The sequence below is a fragment of the Nocardioides sp. LMS-CY genome, from assembly GCF_018732145.1.
In the GTDB taxonomy this organism is placed as follows: domain Bacteria; phylum Actinomycetota; class Actinomycetes; order Propionibacteriales; family Nocardioidaceae; genus Nocardioides; species Nocardioides soli.
On the sequence record NZ_CP076104.1, the window covers coordinates 3,409,295 to 3,426,459 of the forward strand.

At 73.2% G+C, this 17,165-nt stretch carries 17 protein-coding genes; 9 read left to right on the forward strand and 8 right to left on the reverse strand.

Translation table 11 applies throughout. The features are described 5' to 3' along the window. Nucleotides 1–110 precede the first annotated feature (110 nt). The gene (locus KM427_RS16280) at nucleotides 111–503 is read left to right on the forward strand and encodes a RidA family protein (RefSeq protein ID WP_215524570.1); all 393 of its coding nucleotides are present in this window, start codon (nucleotides 111–113) and stop codon (nucleotides 501–503) included. A 52-nt stretch (nucleotides 504–555) separates the two neighbouring features. Here KM427_RS16280 and KM427_RS16285 read toward each other — a convergent pair whose 3' ends face one another. The 4 genes from KM427_RS16285 to KM427_RS16300 all read right to left on the reverse strand — a co-directional run bounded on the left by KM427_RS16285 (nucleotide 556) and on the right by KM427_RS16300 (nucleotide 4,281). Next, entirely contained in the window at nucleotides 556–1,257 is a 702-nt protein-coding gene (locus KM427_RS16285) for a haloacid dehalogenase type II (RefSeq protein ID WP_215524571.1), read from the reverse strand. Nucleotides 1,258–1,341: 84 nt separating this feature from the next. After that, on the reverse strand, nucleotides 1,342–2,106 hold the full coding sequence (locus tag KM427_RS16290; protein ID WP_215524572.1) for a sulfite exporter TauE/SafE family protein: 765 nt from the start codon (nucleotides 2,104–2,106) through the stop codon (nucleotides 1,342–1,344). After that, nucleotides 2,106–2,888: a GntR family transcriptional regulator gene (locus KM427_RS16295; RefSeq protein WP_215524573.1), complete on the reverse strand. Its 783-nt coding sequence runs from the start codon at nucleotides 2,886–2,888 to the stop codon at nucleotides 2,106–2,108. The genes KM427_RS16290 and KM427_RS16295 overlap by 1 nt, the downstream gene beginning before the upstream one ends. A gap of 16 nt (nucleotides 2,889–2,904) precedes the next feature. Further along, nucleotides 2,905–4,281: an MFS transporter gene (locus KM427_RS16300; RefSeq protein ID WP_215524574.1), complete on the reverse strand. Its 1,377-nt coding sequence runs from the start codon at nucleotides 4,279–4,281 to the stop codon at nucleotides 2,905–2,907. Nucleotides 4,282–4,366: 85 nt separating this feature from the next. Between KM427_RS16300 and KM427_RS16305 the strand changes: the two genes are divergently transcribed. The 5 genes from KM427_RS16305 (at nucleotide 4,367) to KM427_RS16325 (ending at nucleotide 10,069) form a co-directional block, all read left to right on the forward strand. Further along, complete coding sequence (locus KM427_RS16305; RefSeq protein ID WP_215524575.1) at nucleotides 4,367–5,260, forward strand: sigma-70 family RNA polymerase sigma factor; 894 nt, start codon at nucleotides 4,367–4,369, stop codon at nucleotides 5,258–5,260. A gap of 50 nt (nucleotides 5,261–5,310) precedes the next feature. After that, nucleotides 5,311–6,492, forward strand: a complete 1,182-nt coding sequence (locus KM427_RS16310) for a sensor histidine kinase (RefSeq protein WP_215524576.1) — start codon at nucleotides 5,311–5,313, stop codon at nucleotides 6,490–6,492. Continuing rightward, the gene (locus KM427_RS16315) at nucleotides 6,489–7,124 is read left to right on the forward strand and encodes a response regulator (RefSeq protein WP_215524577.1); all 636 of its coding nucleotides are present in this window, start codon (nucleotides 6,489–6,491) and stop codon (nucleotides 7,122–7,124) included. The genes KM427_RS16310 and KM427_RS16315 overlap by 4 nt, the downstream gene beginning before the upstream one ends. 89 nt (nucleotides 7,125–7,213) lie before the next feature. Beyond that, entirely contained in the window at nucleotides 7,214–9,331 is a 2,118-nt protein-coding gene (locus KM427_RS16320; protein ID WP_215524578.1) for an MMPL family transporter, read from the forward strand. 117 nt (nucleotides 9,332–9,448) lie between these two features. After that, nucleotides 9,449–10,069: a dihydrofolate reductase family protein gene (locus tag KM427_RS16325; protein ID WP_215524579.1), complete on the forward strand. Its 621-nt coding sequence runs from the start codon at nucleotides 9,449–9,451 to the stop codon at nucleotides 10,067–10,069. A 15-nt stretch (nucleotides 10,070–10,084) separates the two neighbouring features. On the opposite strand, the gene KM427_RS16330 is transcribed toward KM427_RS16325, so the two are convergent. Next, nucleotides 10,085–11,206: an SGNH/GDSL hydrolase family protein gene (locus KM427_RS16330; protein ID WP_215524580.1), complete on the reverse strand. Its 1,122-nt coding sequence runs from the start codon at nucleotides 11,204–11,206 to the stop codon at nucleotides 10,085–10,087. A 205-nt stretch (nucleotides 11,207–11,411) separates the two neighbouring features. On the opposite strand from KM427_RS16330, the gene KM427_RS16335 reads away from it, so the two are divergent. Then, entirely contained in the window at nucleotides 11,412–12,500 is a 1,089-nt protein-coding gene (locus tag KM427_RS16335) for a YihY/virulence factor BrkB family protein (protein WP_215524581.1), read from the forward strand. Here KM427_RS16335 and KM427_RS16340 read toward each other — a convergent pair. After that, the gene (locus tag KM427_RS16340) at nucleotides 12,495–14,093 is read right to left on the reverse strand and encodes a phytoene desaturase family protein (RefSeq protein ID WP_215524582.1); all 1,599 of its coding nucleotides are present in this window, start codon (nucleotides 14,091–14,093) and stop codon (nucleotides 12,495–12,497) included. The genes KM427_RS16335 and KM427_RS16340 overlap by 6 nt on opposite strands. Continuing rightward, nucleotides 14,090–14,548 (reverse strand): SRPBCC family protein, encoded by a 459-nt coding sequence (locus tag KM427_RS16345; protein WP_183594067.1) that lies wholly within the window; start codon nucleotides 14,546–14,548, stop codon nucleotides 14,090–14,092. The genes KM427_RS16340 and KM427_RS16345 overlap by 4 nt, the downstream gene beginning before the upstream one ends. 82 nt (nucleotides 14,549–14,630) lie before the next feature. Here KM427_RS16345 and KM427_RS16350 point away from each other — a divergent pair, with 82 nt between their 5' ends. Together KM427_RS16350 and KM427_RS16355 are read left to right on the forward strand one after the other, a co-directional pair. Further along, nucleotides 14,631–15,149: a hypothetical protein gene (locus tag KM427_RS16350; RefSeq protein WP_215524583.1), complete on the forward strand. Its 519-nt coding sequence runs from the start codon at nucleotides 14,631–14,633 to the stop codon at nucleotides 15,147–15,149. An 8-nt stretch (nucleotides 15,150–15,157) separates the two neighbouring features. Next, nucleotides 15,158–15,637: a DUF421 domain-containing protein gene (locus tag KM427_RS16355; RefSeq protein WP_183594066.1), complete on the forward strand. Its 480-nt coding sequence runs from the start codon at nucleotides 15,158–15,160 to the stop codon at nucleotides 15,635–15,637. Between the two features lie 13 nt (nucleotides 15,638–15,650). Here the strand turns inward: KM427_RS16355 and KM427_RS16360 are convergent, their stop codons facing one another. Beyond that, complete coding sequence (locus tag KM427_RS16360) at nucleotides 15,651–17,126, reverse strand: SpoIIE family protein phosphatase (RefSeq protein ID WP_215524584.1); 1,476 nt, start codon at nucleotides 17,124–17,126, stop codon at nucleotides 15,651–15,653. Nucleotides 17,127–17,165 lie beyond the last annotated feature (39 nt).

Sequence of the window (17,165 nt, forward strand, 5' to 3'; positions counted from 1 at the left end):
CCCTCGCACGCCAGACGCATCTGGCGCGCCGAGCGCGCGCTGTCGTATGGTCTGAGCGCAACACTAATGCGTTCAACGCATCGCTACGAACCCTCCCGAGGAGCAGACCGATGATCCGCAGAGTGAGCGCGACCGACCAGGCGCCCAAGCCGTCCGGCCACTACTCGCAGGCCGTTCGGATCGGACCCGTCGTCTGGACGGCGGGACAGGGTGGGTTCGATCCCGTGACCCGGCAGCTCGTGTCGGACGACGTGGCGGCCCAGACCCGTCAGTCGCTGGTCAACTGCCGGGCCGCGCTGGAAGCCTGCGGGGCGACCCTCGACGACGTCGTCCGCGCCCAGGTCTTCCTCAGCGACCTCGCCGACCGAGCAGCCATGAACGCGGCGTACACGGAGTTCTGGGCCGCGGAGCCCCCCGCACGGACCACCGTGGGTGCCGTCCTCCCGGCCGGCATGCTGGTCGAGATCGACCTGACGGCCTGCGTCCGGGAGGACGGCGCCTGAGCCCCTCGGGCTCCGGCCGCGGCGCCGCCCGACGTCCTGTGGTCGTCACCGGCTACCCGGCGTCGGGCGAGCTCAGCGCGGCAGCCAGCGCATCGAGACTCGTGACGCGCCAGTCGAAGGTGTCACCATCGGTCGGCGGGTCGCCGACCGGCCGCTCGACGTACGCCGTGCGCATGCCGACCGCCTGGGCTCCGCGCAGGTCCCAGGCGTGGGCGGCGACCATCAGGATCCGATCCGGTGCACATCCCGCGGCGTCGATCGCGAGCCGGTAGACCTCCGGTGCGGGCTTGTACGCCGCGGCGTCCTCCGCCGACAGGGCCTGGTGCCAGCGCAGTCCGGCGTGCGCGTTGAGCCGGAGCAGCGCCGCGCGGCTGGCGTTCGAGAGCCCGAGGACGGGGAACCGAGCCGCGATCCGGGCGAGACCGTCGACGGAGTCCGCCCAGGGCTCCAGGCGCTGTCCCGCGGTCGCGAGTCGCTCGACGGCGGCCGGGTCCAGTCCCCCGGCGTCGTCGGCCACGCGTCCGGCCGCTTCGCGGTCGATGACCTCGGTCGTGGCGAACGGCCGGTCGCCGTCGGCGATGCGACGCTGCTCGTGCTCGACGTGCTCCTGCCAGACGCCGAGCAGCCGGTCGACCGCGGCGTCGTCGGCCGCCGGCACGGCGCCGCAAATGGCCGCTCGGAGCCCGCCCGGCTCGTCGACCATGGTGCCGAGCACGTCGAACACGACGACCTCGATGTCGGGGGTCCCAGCCATCGCACTCTCCTGTTCCCGAGACGGTCCCGTCCCGTGCTGGTTCAACGCCACCGGCATGCGGGCATTCCGGTCATCGAGAGGGGTTCATCCGTGCCACACCAGGTACGGAGCCATCGCGAGCAGCGCCGTGACCAGGGCCAGCTGCAGGGTCCTGGTCGGCACGGCCCTGGCGATGCGCCAACCCAGCAGCACGCCGGCCAGCTCGGGAACGCCGACCAGCACCGCCAGCGGCCAGTCGATGGATCCCTGGAGCAGGTAGCCGATGGTGCCGACACCGGCGATGACCACCGACTGGGCCTGCGCGGCCGCCAGCGAGCCCAGCATCTCGAACCCGACGGCGACCAGCAGCGGCACCGTCAGCATCGGCCCGCCGATGCCCACGATCCCGGCGACCACCGACACGAACAGGCCGATGCCGACCAGCAGCGGGAGTCCCGGACGGCGGGTCGCCGGCGGGTCGGTCCGGCGCGCACGCGGCAGCACCAACAGCGCCACCACGGTGAGCAGGGCCCCGAGCACCAGACCGAACCAACGCGGCGACAGCAACGAGTTGAGCGCGATCCCCAGCGGCGTACCGATCAGGGCCACGCCACCCAGGGTCCATGCCACCCGAGCGGTGCCCGGAGCCCGGAGGTGCCCGGATCGCGCGCAGGTCGCCGTCCCCAGGGCGCCGGTCGCCACGTGCGTCGCGATCGCGGTGCCGGCGACCTCCGCCGGCGCCAGCCCGGTCAGCGTCACCAGCCCGATGGTCGGCAGGATCCCTCCCGGACCGATCGCGGTGATCCCGACGCCGCCCGCGAATCCGACCAGGGCGAGCGCGACCACGATCAGCGGCGACAGGTCGTGCATCACTCGCTCCCCAGCCGGCGGTCGCGATGGACCACCGCCCGGAGCGCGAACCGATCGGCACGGATCCGCAGGACCTCGGCATCGACCGGGCGCCCGTCCGCCCCCCGGGTCAGCCGGTCGATGGCGAAGATCGCGTCCCCGACGTCGAGCCCGAGCAGGCCGGCGACATCCGAGCCGGCCGTCGCGGCATGGACGACGATCTCGGCGCGCCCCAGCGCGACGCCGCTGGCCTCCTCGATCAGCGCGAACACGTCGGTGCCCGCCAGGTCCGCCGAGAGCAGCGGCTCACCGATGTCGACCGGCAGGTAGCTGACGTCCAGCGACAGCGGCTCGTCGTCGACGAACCGCAGCCGCTCCAGCCGGATGCCACCCTCAGCAGGATCGATCTCGAGTCGGGCGGCGACATCGGCCGGCAGCTCGACGAGCCGCTCCGCCTCGAGGACCCGGTTGCGCACCGTCCCGTGGCCCGCCAGCGACTCCGCGAGACCCTCCAGCCGGTCCAGGCCGTGGCCGTACTTCGGGGCCGTCACGGTGGTCCCGGCTCCCCGCCTCCGCTCGATCAGCCCCTCCCGCCGCAGCAGGTCCAACGCCTCGCGGACGCTGTTGCGCGACGCCGTGAACCGCGCCGACAGCGCGGCCTCGTCGAGCCGGTCACCGGCTCCGAACTCACCGCCGAGGATCAGCTCGCGCAGGCGCTCCGCGACCTCTCGGGCTCGGACCTGTCGCGGATGGGCCGAGGTCCAGCCCGGCGGGATCGTGCGGGGAGTCGTGCGCCTGTCCACGACCCCACCCTAGGAGTTACGCCAGAGTTCCGCCACTGTCGGCGCCACGGAGGCACGCCAGGACGACGAGCGCCGCCGCGCCGAGCAGGGCACCCAGAAGAATCGCGGTGGTCATCCCCGCCACGTGGTAGCCCGACAGCGACCAGGCGACGGTGGCCGCCGCCGGCCCGACGGCGAACCCCGCCTGTCGGGCGAGGCTGGTGGTGGCGCCGGTGGTCGCCAGCAACGCCGCGGGAGCACTCGACATCGCGATGGCCATGTTCGGTGCGTTGAAGAGCCCGCTCCCGCAGCCGGCCAGGAACAGCCGCCACGCCACGTCTCCGGGGCTCCAGGCGGCGCTCATCGGCACCAGGCAGGCGAGGCCGACGCTGAACCAGGTGACGCCGAGCAACGCCGTACGACGCCAGCCCCACCGGTCCCCCGCGAAGCCGCCGACAGGCCCGGCCAACGCCATCCCGGCCGGGAACGCCAGCATGACCACGCCGGTCGCCGACGCGGACTGGCCGAGCGAGCGTTGCAGGAAGAACGGCGTGATGAAGAAGATCACGCCGATGGCCGTGGCGGTCAGCGCGAGGGCCAGATGCGGCCCCGCCTCTGCCGGTGCGCGCAGCAGCCGCCGCACGGGCGCGCTGTCCGGCCGGTGCAGCCAGGTGGCGAGCAGCGGAACGGCGACGACGGCCAGCAGGAGCCAGGGCGCCCCCGCGTCGGCCGTCAGGGTCAGCGAGAGCAGGAGTGCCGCCACCGCGCAGCTGAGCAGCAGTGCCTCGGCGTACCACGCCCGGGTCGGCGCTCGGAGCGGCGTCGTCGTCGGCAGCCGCCTCATGCCCACGACCAGGACGACGAGGCTGACCGGCACGTTGACGAAGAAGATCCACGACCAGTCCAGGCGATCGACGAGCACGCCGCCGAGCACCGGCCCGCTGATCAGGCCGAGCGGTCCCAGCGTGGTGATCAGCCCCATCGCGCGCCCGCGGGCCCGCGGTTGCACGGCCGCGGTCGCCAGCGCCGGCACGAGCGCGAAGAGCACCGCACCGAACGACCCCTGGACGACGCGCGCCCCGAGGAGCCAGCCGAGGTCGGGAGCGAGGCCGGCGGCGAGGCTCGCGAGGGCGAAGCCACCGAGCGAGAACGCCAGAGCGGGACGACGACCCACGGTGTCGAGCCAGCGGGCGCTGGGCAGTGCGAGACCGGCGAGCGGCAGCAGGTAGGCCAGCGCCACCCACTCGGTCATGCTGGTGGGGATCTCCAGGTCGGACTCGATCGCCGGCAGCGCCACGTTGACGATGCTCATGTCCACCGACGCCATGAACACCGCGAGGGCGGCGACCACCACCAGCGACCACTGGTTCCGCTGGCGCGTTGCCGGTCTCGACTGCTCCTGCTGCACGGCCACGGGGAGCCTCCCTCTGCTCGTCGGTCACATCAGGCCCGCGTGCGGGCTCATGGGGATGAGCCCGGCGGAGAGGAGGATGTGACGGATGGACGACGAGGAATGGCTCTCGCGGCAGTTCGAGGCGAACCGACCTCGGCTGCGTGCGGTCGCCTACCGGATGCTGGGGTCGCTGCCCGATGCGGAGGACGCCGTCCAGAACGCGTGGCTGCGGCTCCACCGGGCCGACCCCGACGCCATCGAGAACCTCGGCGGGTGGCTGACCACCGTCGTCGGTCGCGAGTGCCTCCACGTGCTGCGCTCGCGACGACGACCCGAACGGCTCGTCGACCCGGTGGCGCGCCCGCTGCCCGACCCGGTCGTGTCCGCGGCCGAGGAGCCGGCCGACCCGGAGCAGGAGGCGTTGCTCGCCGACTCGGTCAGCCTCGCCCTGCTGGTGGTGCTGGACTCGCTGAGCCCCGCCGAGCGGTTGGCCTTCGTCTTCCACGACATGTTCGGCTTCGCCTTCGACGAGATCGCCTCGCTGATGGGCTGCAGCCCCGCGGCCGCCCGACAGCACGCCAGCCGCGCCCGGCGCCGGGTACGGGGTGCCGACCCTCCGGCGCCGGGTCCGGACCGGTCCGGTCGGCAGCGCCGGGTCGTTGACGCGTTCTTCGCAGCGGTGAACGCCGGAGACTTCGCCTCGCTGGCCCGGATCCTCGACCCGGACGTCGTCCACCGCGCCGACTACGGCCCGGGACGCTCGCCCGCCGTGTACCGCGGCGTCGACACCATCGCCCGGCAGTCCCGCGCCGGCCGGGGCGCCGACCTGTACCCGGTGATCGTCAACGGCCTCCCCGGCGTGGTCACCGCTCGGCACGGCCGCCCCGTCTCCCTCCTGGCCTTCACCGTCGTGGGCGACCGGATCGTGGAGATCGACGGCATCCGCGATCGCGACCGGGTGCGCACCCTGACGGCCGGCATCGTCGAGTTCGACGGCTGACGCCGCCGGGCGGCGACCGGCCGATCGTTCCCCGTTCGTACACTCGATGCGTGCCCGATCACTCCCCGCGGCCGAGCTCCGGCCGGCTGCGTTGGGGACTGCACACGCTCGTCCTCACCCTCGCGTCGGTCGTGCTGCTCCGTGCCGTCCTCCTCTCCCAGCCGCGCACCGGGCCGATCGCGGGCCTCGTGACGGCCTTCGCCCTCGCGTACGTCGTTCGCGAGCAGGTCGCCTCGCCGCGGACCCGCGGCGTCCTGCTCGCGGCGATGGTCACGATCTGGGCGTCCCTGACCGTGCTGGGGGCCGACGCCGCGTACATCTCGGTCGGGCTGTTCCTGGTCTTCCTGATCGACCTGAGGGTCACTCAGGCGCTCGCCTGCGTCCTCGCCATGACGGTCTTCGACGTCGTCGTGTCCGCCGCCCACGGAGACCCGGTCGCGCTGCTGGCGGCGCCCGTGCTCGGGGCCGTCATCTCCGTGCTGCTGGGCCTGGGGTATCGCCTGCTGTTCGACATGCTCAGCAGGCAGCAGGACCTCATCGACGAGCTCCATCTCACCCGCTCCGAACTGGCCCGGTCCGAGCGCACCGCCGGGCAGGCGGCCGAGCGCCAGCGCCTGGCCCGGGAGATACACGACGCGGTCGCCCAGAGCCTGAGCAGCATCCAGATGCTGCTCCACGCCGCCGACGGGAGCGACGTCCCCCCTCGGTCCAGGGAGCGGATCTCCATGGCACGGGAGACGGCCGCCGCCGCGCTCTCGGAGACCCGGCACATCATGGACGAGCTCGGACCCGCCGATCTCGTCGACTCGACGCTGGCCTCGGCCCTGGCGCAGGTCTGCTCGCGAGCCATCGCCCCGGTCAGGCTCGACGTGGACGGTGCGCCCGTCGCGCTGGCCCCGTCGGTGGAGGCGGCACTGGTCCGCATCGCGCAGGGCGCCGTGGGCAACGTCGACCGACATGCGGGATCTCAGGCTCGAGCCGTCGTCAGCCTGAGCTGGGGTGTCGACGCGGTCCGGCTCGATGTCGTCGACGACGGAGTCGGCTTCGATCCGACGACGCTGACCGCGGGGCGCAACCGCGCCTTCGGCCTGACGACGATGCGCGCCCGCGTCCGCGACCTGGGCGGCGAGTTCTCGGTGGAGTCCGAGGCCGGCCACACCGCCCTCTCGGCCACCTTCCCCATCCCCGCGATGAGCGGTCCGGCGACGGCGCCGGCGGGGGTGCCGGCATGATCCGCATCCTGATCGCCGACGACCACGCCATCGTGCGCGCCGGCCTGCGCGCCCTGCTCGACCGGCACTCCGCCGAGGTCGAGATCGTCGGTGAGGCGGCCACGGTCGCGCACGCCGTACGGCTGACGGTGGAGGTCCGACCCGACGTGGTGCTCATGGACCTGCGATTCAGCGGGGAGGCCGAGACTGGCGTGGACGCCACTCGCCGCATCCGCGCACTCCCCCGGCCACCCCAGGTGCTGGTGGTGACGAACTACGACACCGACCACGAGATCCTGCGGGCCCTGGAGGCGGGTGCGAACGGCTACCTGCTCAAGGACGCACCGCCCGCTGAGCTCTGGGCGGCCGTGCGGACCGCGGCCGCGGGCGGCTCCACGCTTCCCCCCGCCATCGCAGCGCGGATCCTCGACACCCTGCGCGCGCCGACCGCACGACTGACGCCCCGCGAGCTCGAGGTCCTGAGATCGGTGGCGACCGGCAAGTCCAACCGCGACGTCGCACGGGCGCTCTTCCTGAGCGAGGGCACCGTGAAGTCCCACCTGGTGCAGGTCTTCGCCAAGCTCGACGTCAGGTCCCGCACCGCCGCCGTCGCCCGCGCTCGTCAACTCGGCCTGGTTCCGCTCGAATCCTGACCACCGAGCCGCGCCCCCATCGAAAGTTAGAGGCAGGTCCGGACCAACGCCGGATGTGGCGGGGCGAGAAGCCCGCTTCACTCGGCACCGTGAGCTCATTCGGATCTCCTCGGTCACGCTTCTCCCGACGCGCTGCCTGGCTCGTGGTGCTCGGGTGGGTGATCCTGGTCGGCGCCCTCGCCGCGCTCGCCCCGTCGCTGGACTCGGTCGAGAGCAACGACGACGACAATCCCCCGGCCGACTCCATGTCCATGAGGGCCGCGGCCCTCGCCCGGACCGAGCTCGGCGTCGACTCGACGCCGCCCGCCATCGTGGTGATCCGCTCCGACTCACCCGACTCGACCCGCGACGCCGCGGGCGCGATCACCGCCGCGATCGAGTCTGCGGACCTCGACCCGGTCGCGGGCATCCTCGACTCCCGCTCCGGACCCGCCGGCGCCGGCCTGGCGACCGCGGACGGGACCGCCGAGGCGGTCGTCGTGGCGCTCACCGGTGACCCCGCCGACGATCAGTTCCGCGATGCGGTCGTCCAGCTGCGCGAGATCGCCTCGGCGCACGCACCGGCGGACGTCGACGTGTCCGTGGCCGGCCCGGCGGCCATCGTCGTCGACGCGGTCAAGGTCTTCGGCGGCAGCAACAAGGTGCTGCTGCTCGGCACCGTGGCGCTCGTGATCGTGCTGCTGTTCGCGATCTACCGCTCGCCGGTCCTCGTGGTCGTGTCGCTGGTGGGGGTCGGGTTCGCCATGCGGCTCGCCGAGGGCCTCGGTGCGCTGCTCGCCGAAGCGGGGCTCATCCAGATCAGTGGCCAGACCGCATCGATCATGACGGTGCTGCTGTTCGGCGTGGGCACGGACTACGCGCTGATCATCTTCTCGCGCTTCCGCGAGGCACTGTCGACCACCGACGATCCGAGCGTCGCCGTCGCCGCCGCGACCCGGTCCGTGTCCGCCGCCCTGCTCGCGAGCATGTCGACGATCGTCGCCGCGGTGCTCGCCCTTCTGACAGCGGTGACGCCGACGCTCCATGCCTTCGGCCCCTACCTGGCCATCGGCGTCGTCTCGATGGCGGCGGTCGCGTTCACGCTGACCCCGGCGCTGCTCGTGCTCACCGGCCGCTTCGCCTTCTGGCCGCGCCGAGCCCCGGTCCTGGGGCAGCCACTCCGCGACCCACGGACCTGGAGCCGAGTCGCCGACCTCGCCATCGGCGCACCGCGGCGCGTCCTGGCCGGCGGCCTTGCCGCCCTGGCACTGCTGTCGACCGGGCTGATCGGCGTGCACCAGACCTTCGACCTCGTCAGCGGCTTCCGCATCGAGACCGAGTCGGCCGCCGGCAGCGAGCTGCTCGGCGACGCGTTCGGACCCGGTGCCATCGCCCCCAGCCGGGTCATCGTCCGCTCGGAAGCCCCGATCGACGAGCGACAGGTCGAGACCATCCGGACGGCTCTCACCAGCGCTCCCGGGGTGGCCGGTCTCGGCGCCACCACGACGTCACCCGACGACCGCTCGGTCGGCATCGACGTCACCCTCGACGCGAACCCGTACGGCGCCGAGGCGATGGACCGCGTCCCTCAGCTCCGCGCGAGCGTCCACGAGGCCGCCGGCCAGGCCGGAGTCCACGACGTCGAGGTCCTGATCGGCGGCGAGACCGCCGTCGCGGCCGACACGCGAGAGGCACTCGACCGCGACCTCCTCGTCGTGGGCGCCGTCATGCTCCTGGCCGTCGCGGTCATCCTCGGCATCGTGCTGCGCTCGGTGCTGGCGCCGGTCTACCTGACCGCGACGCTCGTCGCGTCGTACGCCGCGACGATGGGCCTGACCGCCTTCATCACCATCACGGTCGGGGGCGACCTCGGCATCGGGAACCGGGTCGCGGTCTACGTGCTGGTCTTCCTCGTCGCCCTCGGCGTGGACTACACGATCTTCATGATGACCAGATATCGCCAGGAGCTGGCCACCCAGGACCCAGCCGCCGCGCTGCGCACCGCGATCGTCCGGACCGGCGGCGTCATCTCCTCCGCCGGTGTCATCCTGGCCGGCACCTTCGCCGTGCTGATGACCCAGCCCATTCGCGAGCTGTATCAGTTCGGCCTGGCCATGGCGATCGGCATCCTGCTCGACACCTTCGTCATCCGGCCGCTGCTGGTGCCGGCCTGCATCCGGCTGCTCGGACGCAACGCCCTCTGGCCGAGCCGGCCGACGCACCTCTGACTCCACGACGCGGGCGTCGACGAGCCCGCCGGGGTGAGCACGGCCCGACGGCGTACCGAGCCGATGAGTTCGGCGAGGGCACCCGGTCTGCGTGATCGACGCGACGAGGGAGGCATCATGAGCAAGGTCATCGCAGCCATCAGCACCTCGGTGGACGGCTACGTCGTGGGCCCGGAGGACGGCCCGCAGTACGGCCTCGGCATCGGCGGTGAGCGGCTTCACTACTGGGTGATGGGCGGGCCCTGGTCCTACGCCGACGACGGGCGCGACACCGACGGCATGCACGGGCCGGACCGGGAGTACTACGAGGCGCTCACCGCGAGTCTGGGCTGCGGCATCGTCGGTCGCAACATGTACGACGCGGCGGGCGCCTGGGGCGGCACCAACCCGTTCCCCGGCACGCTGATCGTGCTCACCCACCGGACCGGCGACCAGCCGGACCCGAGCGCCGGCTTCCTGTTCGTCGACGGCTTCGACGCGGCTCTGTCCCAGGCGCGGGACCTCGCCGGGGACGACGACGTGTCCCTCGGCGGCGGCGCCGACCTGATCCGCCAGGGCCTGGCAGCCGGGGTGGTCGACGAGCTCGCGCTCTCCATCGCGCCGGTGGTCCTCGGCGGCGGCAAGCGGCTGTTCGAGGGCTTCGAGCAGGACCTCGACCTCGAGGTGCTCGGCACCTGGAGCTCGCCGTACGCCACCCACGTGCGGTACGCCGTCAAGCGCCCCGAGGCGACGCGCTGACCCGACGGCCCGTCGTCAGGAGACGGTGACCGGAACCCGGGCCCCGGGCGCGCTGACCAGCTCGCGACGGGCGGCGATCGGCTCGACCCAGTAGGTGCCGGGGTCCAGACGGACCGCGGCGTAGTCGTCCTTGCTCCACGTGCTCTCGGCCACCAGCGTGCCGCCCTTCGGCGCGGTCCAGACCCGCACCCGCGCCCTCGTCGCGTAGGTCATCTGGCGCACGGTGAGCAGGTTGGCGACCGCGAGTCCGGTGCCGCCGGACACCGGCAGCGTGATCCGCGGCGTCCAGTCCTCCTGGTGGAAGACGTGCACCGGCCTGCGGAACACCCGGAGCTCGGCGAACGCCAGCGAGAAGTTCTCGGCGAAGAGCGTCTCCCCCGTCGGGTTCGGGTGCACGTTGTCGAAGGTGTAGAGCCGGGGGTCCCACGGGTGTGCCGGGTTGGTGCGGAGGTGGGCGATCGCGACTCGCGGGTCCGAGCCGATCCTCCGCGAGATCAGCTCGTTGGCGTACGCCGTGCGCGAGTTCTTCCGGCTCGCCTTGATGTTGACCCCCTCCTCCCGACCGGAGCTGGGGATCTCGCCGACCACGACCCGGGTCTGCGGCTCCACGGACCAGATCCGCCGCAGCAGGGTCGCGGTGTCGCGGGCGATGCTCCACGCCGAGCGCGTGGTGGCGTCGTTGAAGCCGAGCTCGAGCACGACCACGTCGGGTCGGTAGGTGCGGATCTCGCCGGCGATCCGCGGCAGGTGGTAGGCGAACCGCGACCCGCCCTGCGCCGCGTGCGCCAGCTGGCGGCCGAACCCGTGATCGGTGTGCTCGTAGTTGTACTCCCCCGGGGCGAGGTCCTTCCTCGGGTACGTCGAGCGCAGGTCGGTGCGCGGCCCGACGAAGCGGGCCGGCACCCGCTGCGCCTGGAACTCACGCCACATCCAGTAGCGGTAGGTCGCCGAGCCCGGGTGCCCGTGGGTCATCGAGTCGCCCACGAACATCACCCGCATCGGGTGTGCCTTCGTGTAGGCACGCGGGAAGACCACGGGCTTCGGGGCGCGTTCGCGCGCGGCCTGGGCAGGCCCGTAGACCGGCACGAGGGCGAGCAGGACCGCGAGGACGATCGGGCCCAGGAGGAGCTTGCGCATGCTCACCGCGCTCAGATCGACCGGGCGGGGTCGATCGTGAGCCGTCCGCGGGCAGGGAGAGCCTCCGGGCTGGGAGCGACGATCGCGAGCACCCAGGCAACCTACCTGCACGACCCGCCCGTTTCCGGCACCCCGACCGCCGATCCGCATGAGGGCCGCCCCGACGGGCACCGTCTCCGACACACCCGCACGAGAGGAGCAGGCGATGGCGGGCAAGCACGCCGAGGCGGACACCACCGACGAGCCCGACTCTGTCGAGGCGCCGCACCCCGACGACCCACGCAAGCCGAGCTCCCCCACCGACCTGACCAAGCCGTCGTGGCGGTACGTCGTACGCAAGTCGATCCGGGAGTTCTCCGACGACGAGTGCACGGATCTCGCCGCGGCGCTGACCTACTACTCCGTGCTCGCGCTCTTCCCCGCAGCGATCGCGATGCTGTCGCTGGTCGGCCTCGTCGGGCAGGGTGCACAGACCGTCGACACGCTGCTGCAGATCCTGCGCGACGTCGGCGCGACCGGCGCCGCCGACACGCTCGAGCCCACGCTCACCGAGCTCAGCCGCACCAGCAACGCCGGCCTCGGCCTGCTCCTCGGCCTCGCGCTCGCGCTGTGGTCGGCGTCCGGGTACGTCGGCGCGTTCGGGCGCGGCATGAACCGGATCTACGAGGTCCCCGAGGGCCGGCCGATCTGGAAGCTGCGCCCGGCGATGCTGCTGGTCACGCTGATCACCGTCGTCCTCACCGCGCTGGTCGCCCTCGGGCTCGTCCTCACCGGTCCCGCGGCCCGGGCCGTCGGCGACGCGGTGGGTCTCGGCGACACGGCGGTGCTGGTCTGGAACATCGCCAAGTGGCCGGTACTGCTGGCCGTCGTGGTGCTCATCGTGGCGCTGCTCTACTACGCCACTCCCAACGTGCGGCAGCCCCGCTTCCGCTGGGTCAGCGTGGGCGCCGTGGTGGCGATCCTGACCTGCGTCGTGGCGTCGGCGGCGTTCGGCTTCTACGTCGCGAACTTCTCCAGCTACAACCGCACCTACGGCTCGCTCGCCGGGGTCGTGGTCTTCCTGCTCTGGCTCTGGATCACCAACCTCGCGCTGCTCTTCGGCGCCGAGCTGGACGCCGAGCTGGAGCGCGGCCGCGAGCTGCAGGCGGGCATGCCCGCCGAGGAGGTCATCCAGCTGCCGGCCCGCGATACCCGCAAGAGCGACAAGGCCGCGCGGAAGGCGCGGACCGACGTCGAGCGTGGTCGCCAGCTACGGCTGACCCGGGGCAACCCCGAGGGCCGGGACGGCTCATGAGGTCCAGGGCATCCGGGAGACCGTCCGCCTGATCCGGCGGGCCGCCAGCGCCGCGCGGGCCGCGTTGCTGCCGGCCGCGCCGTGCACCCCGCCGCCGGGGTGGGCGGCGGCCGAGGCGAGGTAGAGACCGCGCACGGGCGTCTCGGCCCGGCCGGTGCCGGGGATGGGGCGAAAGACGAGCTGCTGGTGGAGCTGGGCCGTGCCGCCGTTGATGGCCCCGCCGACGAGGTTGGCGTTGCGCGCCTCCAGCTCTCGCGGTCCGAGCACGCGCCGGGCACGCACCAGGTCGCCGAAGCCCGGGGCGAGCCGCTCCATCCGCGCCTGCATCCGGTCGGCCAGCCGCTCGCAGTCGTCGTGGTCCCAGCGTCCGGTGACGCCGTCGTCCCCGGCGTCCCGCCGGACCTGCTGCGGCATGTGCGTGTAGGCCCACGCCGACTCCGTGCCGACGGGCGAGCGGCCCTCGTCGGTCGTCGTCATCTGCCCCACGAGCAGGAACGGCCGGGCCGGCACCGCCCCGGCCTCGATCTGGGCGTAGGTCTCGGTCAGCTCGGCGACCGAGTCGGCCACGTGCACGGTGCCGGGCCGGTACGGCGGCGGGACCGCCCAGGGCACGGGGCCCGTGAGCGCCCAGTCGACCTTGAGGGTCGCCGGGTCCAGCTGGAAGCCGCGCATCCGGCGCAGCGTGCGCGACGGCAGGTCCTCCGGGCGGACCAGCCCTCCGTAGAGACGTGGGGCGGCGACGTCGGCCAGGACGACCCCGGCGGAGATGCGCTCGCCGTCCGCCAGTCGGACCCCGGTCGCGCGCCGGTCCTCGACCTCGATCCGGACCACCTCCGCCGAGCAGCGCAGGGTCCCCCCGGCGTCCTCGAGGCGGCGTACCAGTGCCTCCGAGAGCCGACCCGCGCCACCCTCGGGCGCCGGCCAGCCGACCGTCTGCCCCAGCATCGCCAGCAACACCGCCATCAGGCCCGATCCCGGCGCGTCGAGCGGGATGTCGGCGTGACTGGCGTTGCCGGCCATGAGCAGCCGGCCGCGCTCGCCGGCGAAGCGTTGCCGAGCGAGGGTGGACGCCGGCATCAGCAGCGAGCGGACCAGGTCCAGGCCGCCGGCCCGCGGCAGCCTGCGCGCGGTGGCGAGCCCACTGCGCAGGGGCGGGAACGGCGAGAGCAGCGCGCCGATCAGCGACTCCCCGATCGCGTCCCACGACTCGCAGAGGGCCAGCCAGGCCGCACCGTCACCGGGGTCGTGCTGATCCAGGAGATCGGCGGTCACCTGCCGATCGCGGTGCAGGACCGCCCAGCCCCCGGACTCCGGGTGGAAGTGGCCGAGCACCGCCGGCGCGTGGCGCCAGCGCAGCCCGTGCGCCTCCAGGCCGAGACGCGCGACCACCGGCGACGCGGCCGCCAACGGATAGAACGAGCTCATCGTGTCGTGGACGAAGTCCGGGTCCACGTCGCGGTCGCTGCGCACCGCGCCGCCGGGGCTGCGCTGGGCCTCCAACACCAGCACCGACCAGCCGGCGTCCGCGAGCAGGTTGGCCGCGACCAGGCCGTTGGGCCCGGAGCCGACGACGACGGCGTCCCACTCGGTCACGATGCCTCGTGGCTTCGGCGGGCACGACGCTCGGCGAGGTAAGCCAACCGGCGCAGGCTCTCCACGTTGCGCCAGGTGAGGCCGAGCTCGCGCAGGGGCCTGGGCACCAGCAGTCCGGGACCCGCGACGGCGTCCTCCTCGATGACCACCCGGGTCTCGGCGCCGCGTGGCTCGAGGCGGAGCGCCACCTCCGCCGTGCCGGTCGGGCGCGCCCTGGCGTGCAACGTCAGCGCCTCCCCTGGGATCACGTCGAGCACCTCGGTCTCGTCGTCGACGAGGAGGGGCCAGACTCCCACGGAATGGTGGAGCCGGGAGCCGACGTCCGGCCAGTGCCGGTCGACGTCCCGCATCCGGGACGCGCCCACCACCCAGAGGGGGTAGAGCCATCCGTCCGCCAGGACGTCCCAGATCGCCTCTGCGCTCGCGTCCATCGTGCGCTCGTTCACGGCCGCCATGGTCGTCGGGTACCCGGCGACGGGCCGGAGCAACGCGGCGTGTCGGGCCGGCACGCCGTACCCACGGTGTTAGACCGGATCCGTGGACGCCACGACCTCCACGCTCTCGGGCGTCGAGACCGGCCGTCCGGGACGCCCGGCGGCCTGGCTGCGGCGCCTCTTCCTGCTGGCGCTGCTGCTGTTCGTGCTCGCCGGACTGTTCGGCCTCCTCGGCGTTCGCACGACGACCGCGAGCAGCGACGAGGCGGGGTGGACGCTCACGGTGGAGCACGCGTCGGTCGCCCGCCCCGGCCTCGACGTCCCGTGGCAGGTGACGGTCACCCACCCGGGCGGCTTCGACAAGGAGCTGACCCTCGCCGTCACGGGCGACTACTTCGACATCTTCGAGTCGCAGGGGTTCGACCCCGAGCCGTCCGACGAGACCCGCGACGGACACACGCTCTACCTGACCTTCACGGCACCGCCCGGCGACACGTTCGTGGTGGCGTACGACGCGTACGTCCAGCCCTCCGCCCAGACCGGCCGCGACGGGACCGTCGCCGTCGTGGTCGACGGCGACCGGGTGGCCGCCACCGACTTCCGCACCCGGCTGCTGCCGTAGGAGGACCTGTGGAGATCGTGATCCGCGCCCTGGTGGTGTTCCTGTTCCTCTGGCTGGTTACCCGCGCGGCGGGCCGCGCGACGCTCGGCGAGCTCAGCACCTTCGAGCTGCTGCTCTACGTGACGATGGGCGACCTGGTGCAGCAGGCGGTCACCCAGCAGGACTACTCGGTGACGGCCGCGTTCCTCGCCGTGGGCACGTTCGCGCTGCTGACCGTCGGGCTGTCGTGGTTGCAGTGGCGGGTCCCGAGAACGCGTCCGGTCGTCACCGGGCGGCCGGTCCTCGTCTTCGCCGACGGTTCGCCGGTCGAGGAGAGCATGGACGAGCAGCGCCTGTCGCTCGCCGACCTGCTGGTCGCCGCCCGCGAGCAGGGCATCAGGCGCACCTCCGAGATCGAGTACGCCGTGCTCGAGGCGGACGGCAGGATCTCGTTCTTCACCCGCGAGGGCGAAGGAGCCGGCGCTCCGGACAAGCCGCCCCAAGGCTGAGGGCGACGGGCGTTCAGGCCTCGTACGGCACCTGCACGAGCTCGAGCACATGCTGGGCCGGCGACCCGGCGGGCGCCAGCAGCCGCACCTCCCCCTCGGCACGCGCGTCCAGCAGCACCTGCACGCCGGCGCTGGTGAGCACCCGAACGCCCGACAGGTCGACCTCCAACGCCCGAGTGCCCCCCTGCGAGCTCAGGATCAGGGTCCGGCGGAGCTCGTCGGCGCCCTCCTGATCGAGATCGCCGACCACCGCGAGCCGGTGCCCGTCGACCTCCAGCCGGAAGCCCCGAGCCGCCACGGGCCCGAGGCGTCCGGACGGCGCACCACGCAGGATCACGGCCGGGCGCGTCAGCAGGTGCCGGATCGTGGCCCGGGTGCCGAACTCCCCCCGCTCCAGGGTGAGGTCGTCCATGAACCCGCGCACCAGGGCCAGGCCCCGGCCCCGGTTGCCCGGGATGTCGGGCCGGTCCCGCCAGCGACCGTCGTCGACGACCTGCACCGCCAGCACGCCGGTGGGTTCCAGCACGGCGGTGAGGCGCACCTGGTCCTGCACCCCCGGCTGCTCGTAGGCGTGCTCTGCCGCGTTCGCCACCAGCTCGCCGACCGCATGCCGCACCGCGAGGTCGTCCAGCACACTCACGTGCAACGGCGCCATCCAGGCGCCGAGATCGGCCCGCGCGGCGCGCGCCGCATCGGGGATCGCCGGCAGCTCCAGCAGCAGCGGCGCGATCGGCTCGACCCGCCGCAGCGCCACCAGGGTGATGTCGTCGTCATAGCCCGTGGCGCTCGTCACCAGCTCCAGGATCCCGCGGGACACCCGGTCGGCGAGCTGGTCGTCCGTCCCGTCGGTGCCGTCGAGCCGGCCGACGACGCTCCCGCTCACGGCCTCCAGCAGCTCGGCGGCTCCCTCCGCCGGCGTACGACCCGGCCGCTTCACGAGACCGTCGCTGTAGAGCAGCACGAGCTCGCCCCTGCGGAGGTGATGGGTGAGCGTCGGGAACGTGCCATCACCGCTCCCCAGCGGGACGGCGCCGGAGGTCGGCAGGTACGACGCGCGCCCAAAGGGATCGACCACGATCGGCGGGGGGTGCCCCGCGGTGCAGTAGCAGAGGTCGCCGGACGCGGGGTCGACCGCCGCGGCGCAGATCGTCGTCGCCCGCGTCTCCGGGGCGCGCCGCGCTCGCCGGTCCAGCGCCCGGAGCGCGGCGGCGAGGTCACCCTCGTCACGGACCCGGTCGTCGAACACCGTGCGCAGCCCGCCCGTCGCGGCCGAGGCCTCGACACCGGCCCCGACGACGTCGCCGACGCAGACCACGAGCCGGCCGTCCTCGAGCGGGATCACGTCGAACCAATCGCCGCCGACATGGGTCTCCGCGAGCAGGTAGCGAGCAGAGACCTCCACGCCCGGTACGACGGGGATTCCCTTCGGCAACAGCGCGTCGTGGACCCGGAGCACCAGGTCCGTCTCCCGACGCTGCCGGTCCTCCATGCCACCGTCCTTCCCCGTTGTCCGTTCGTCGCAGGGACA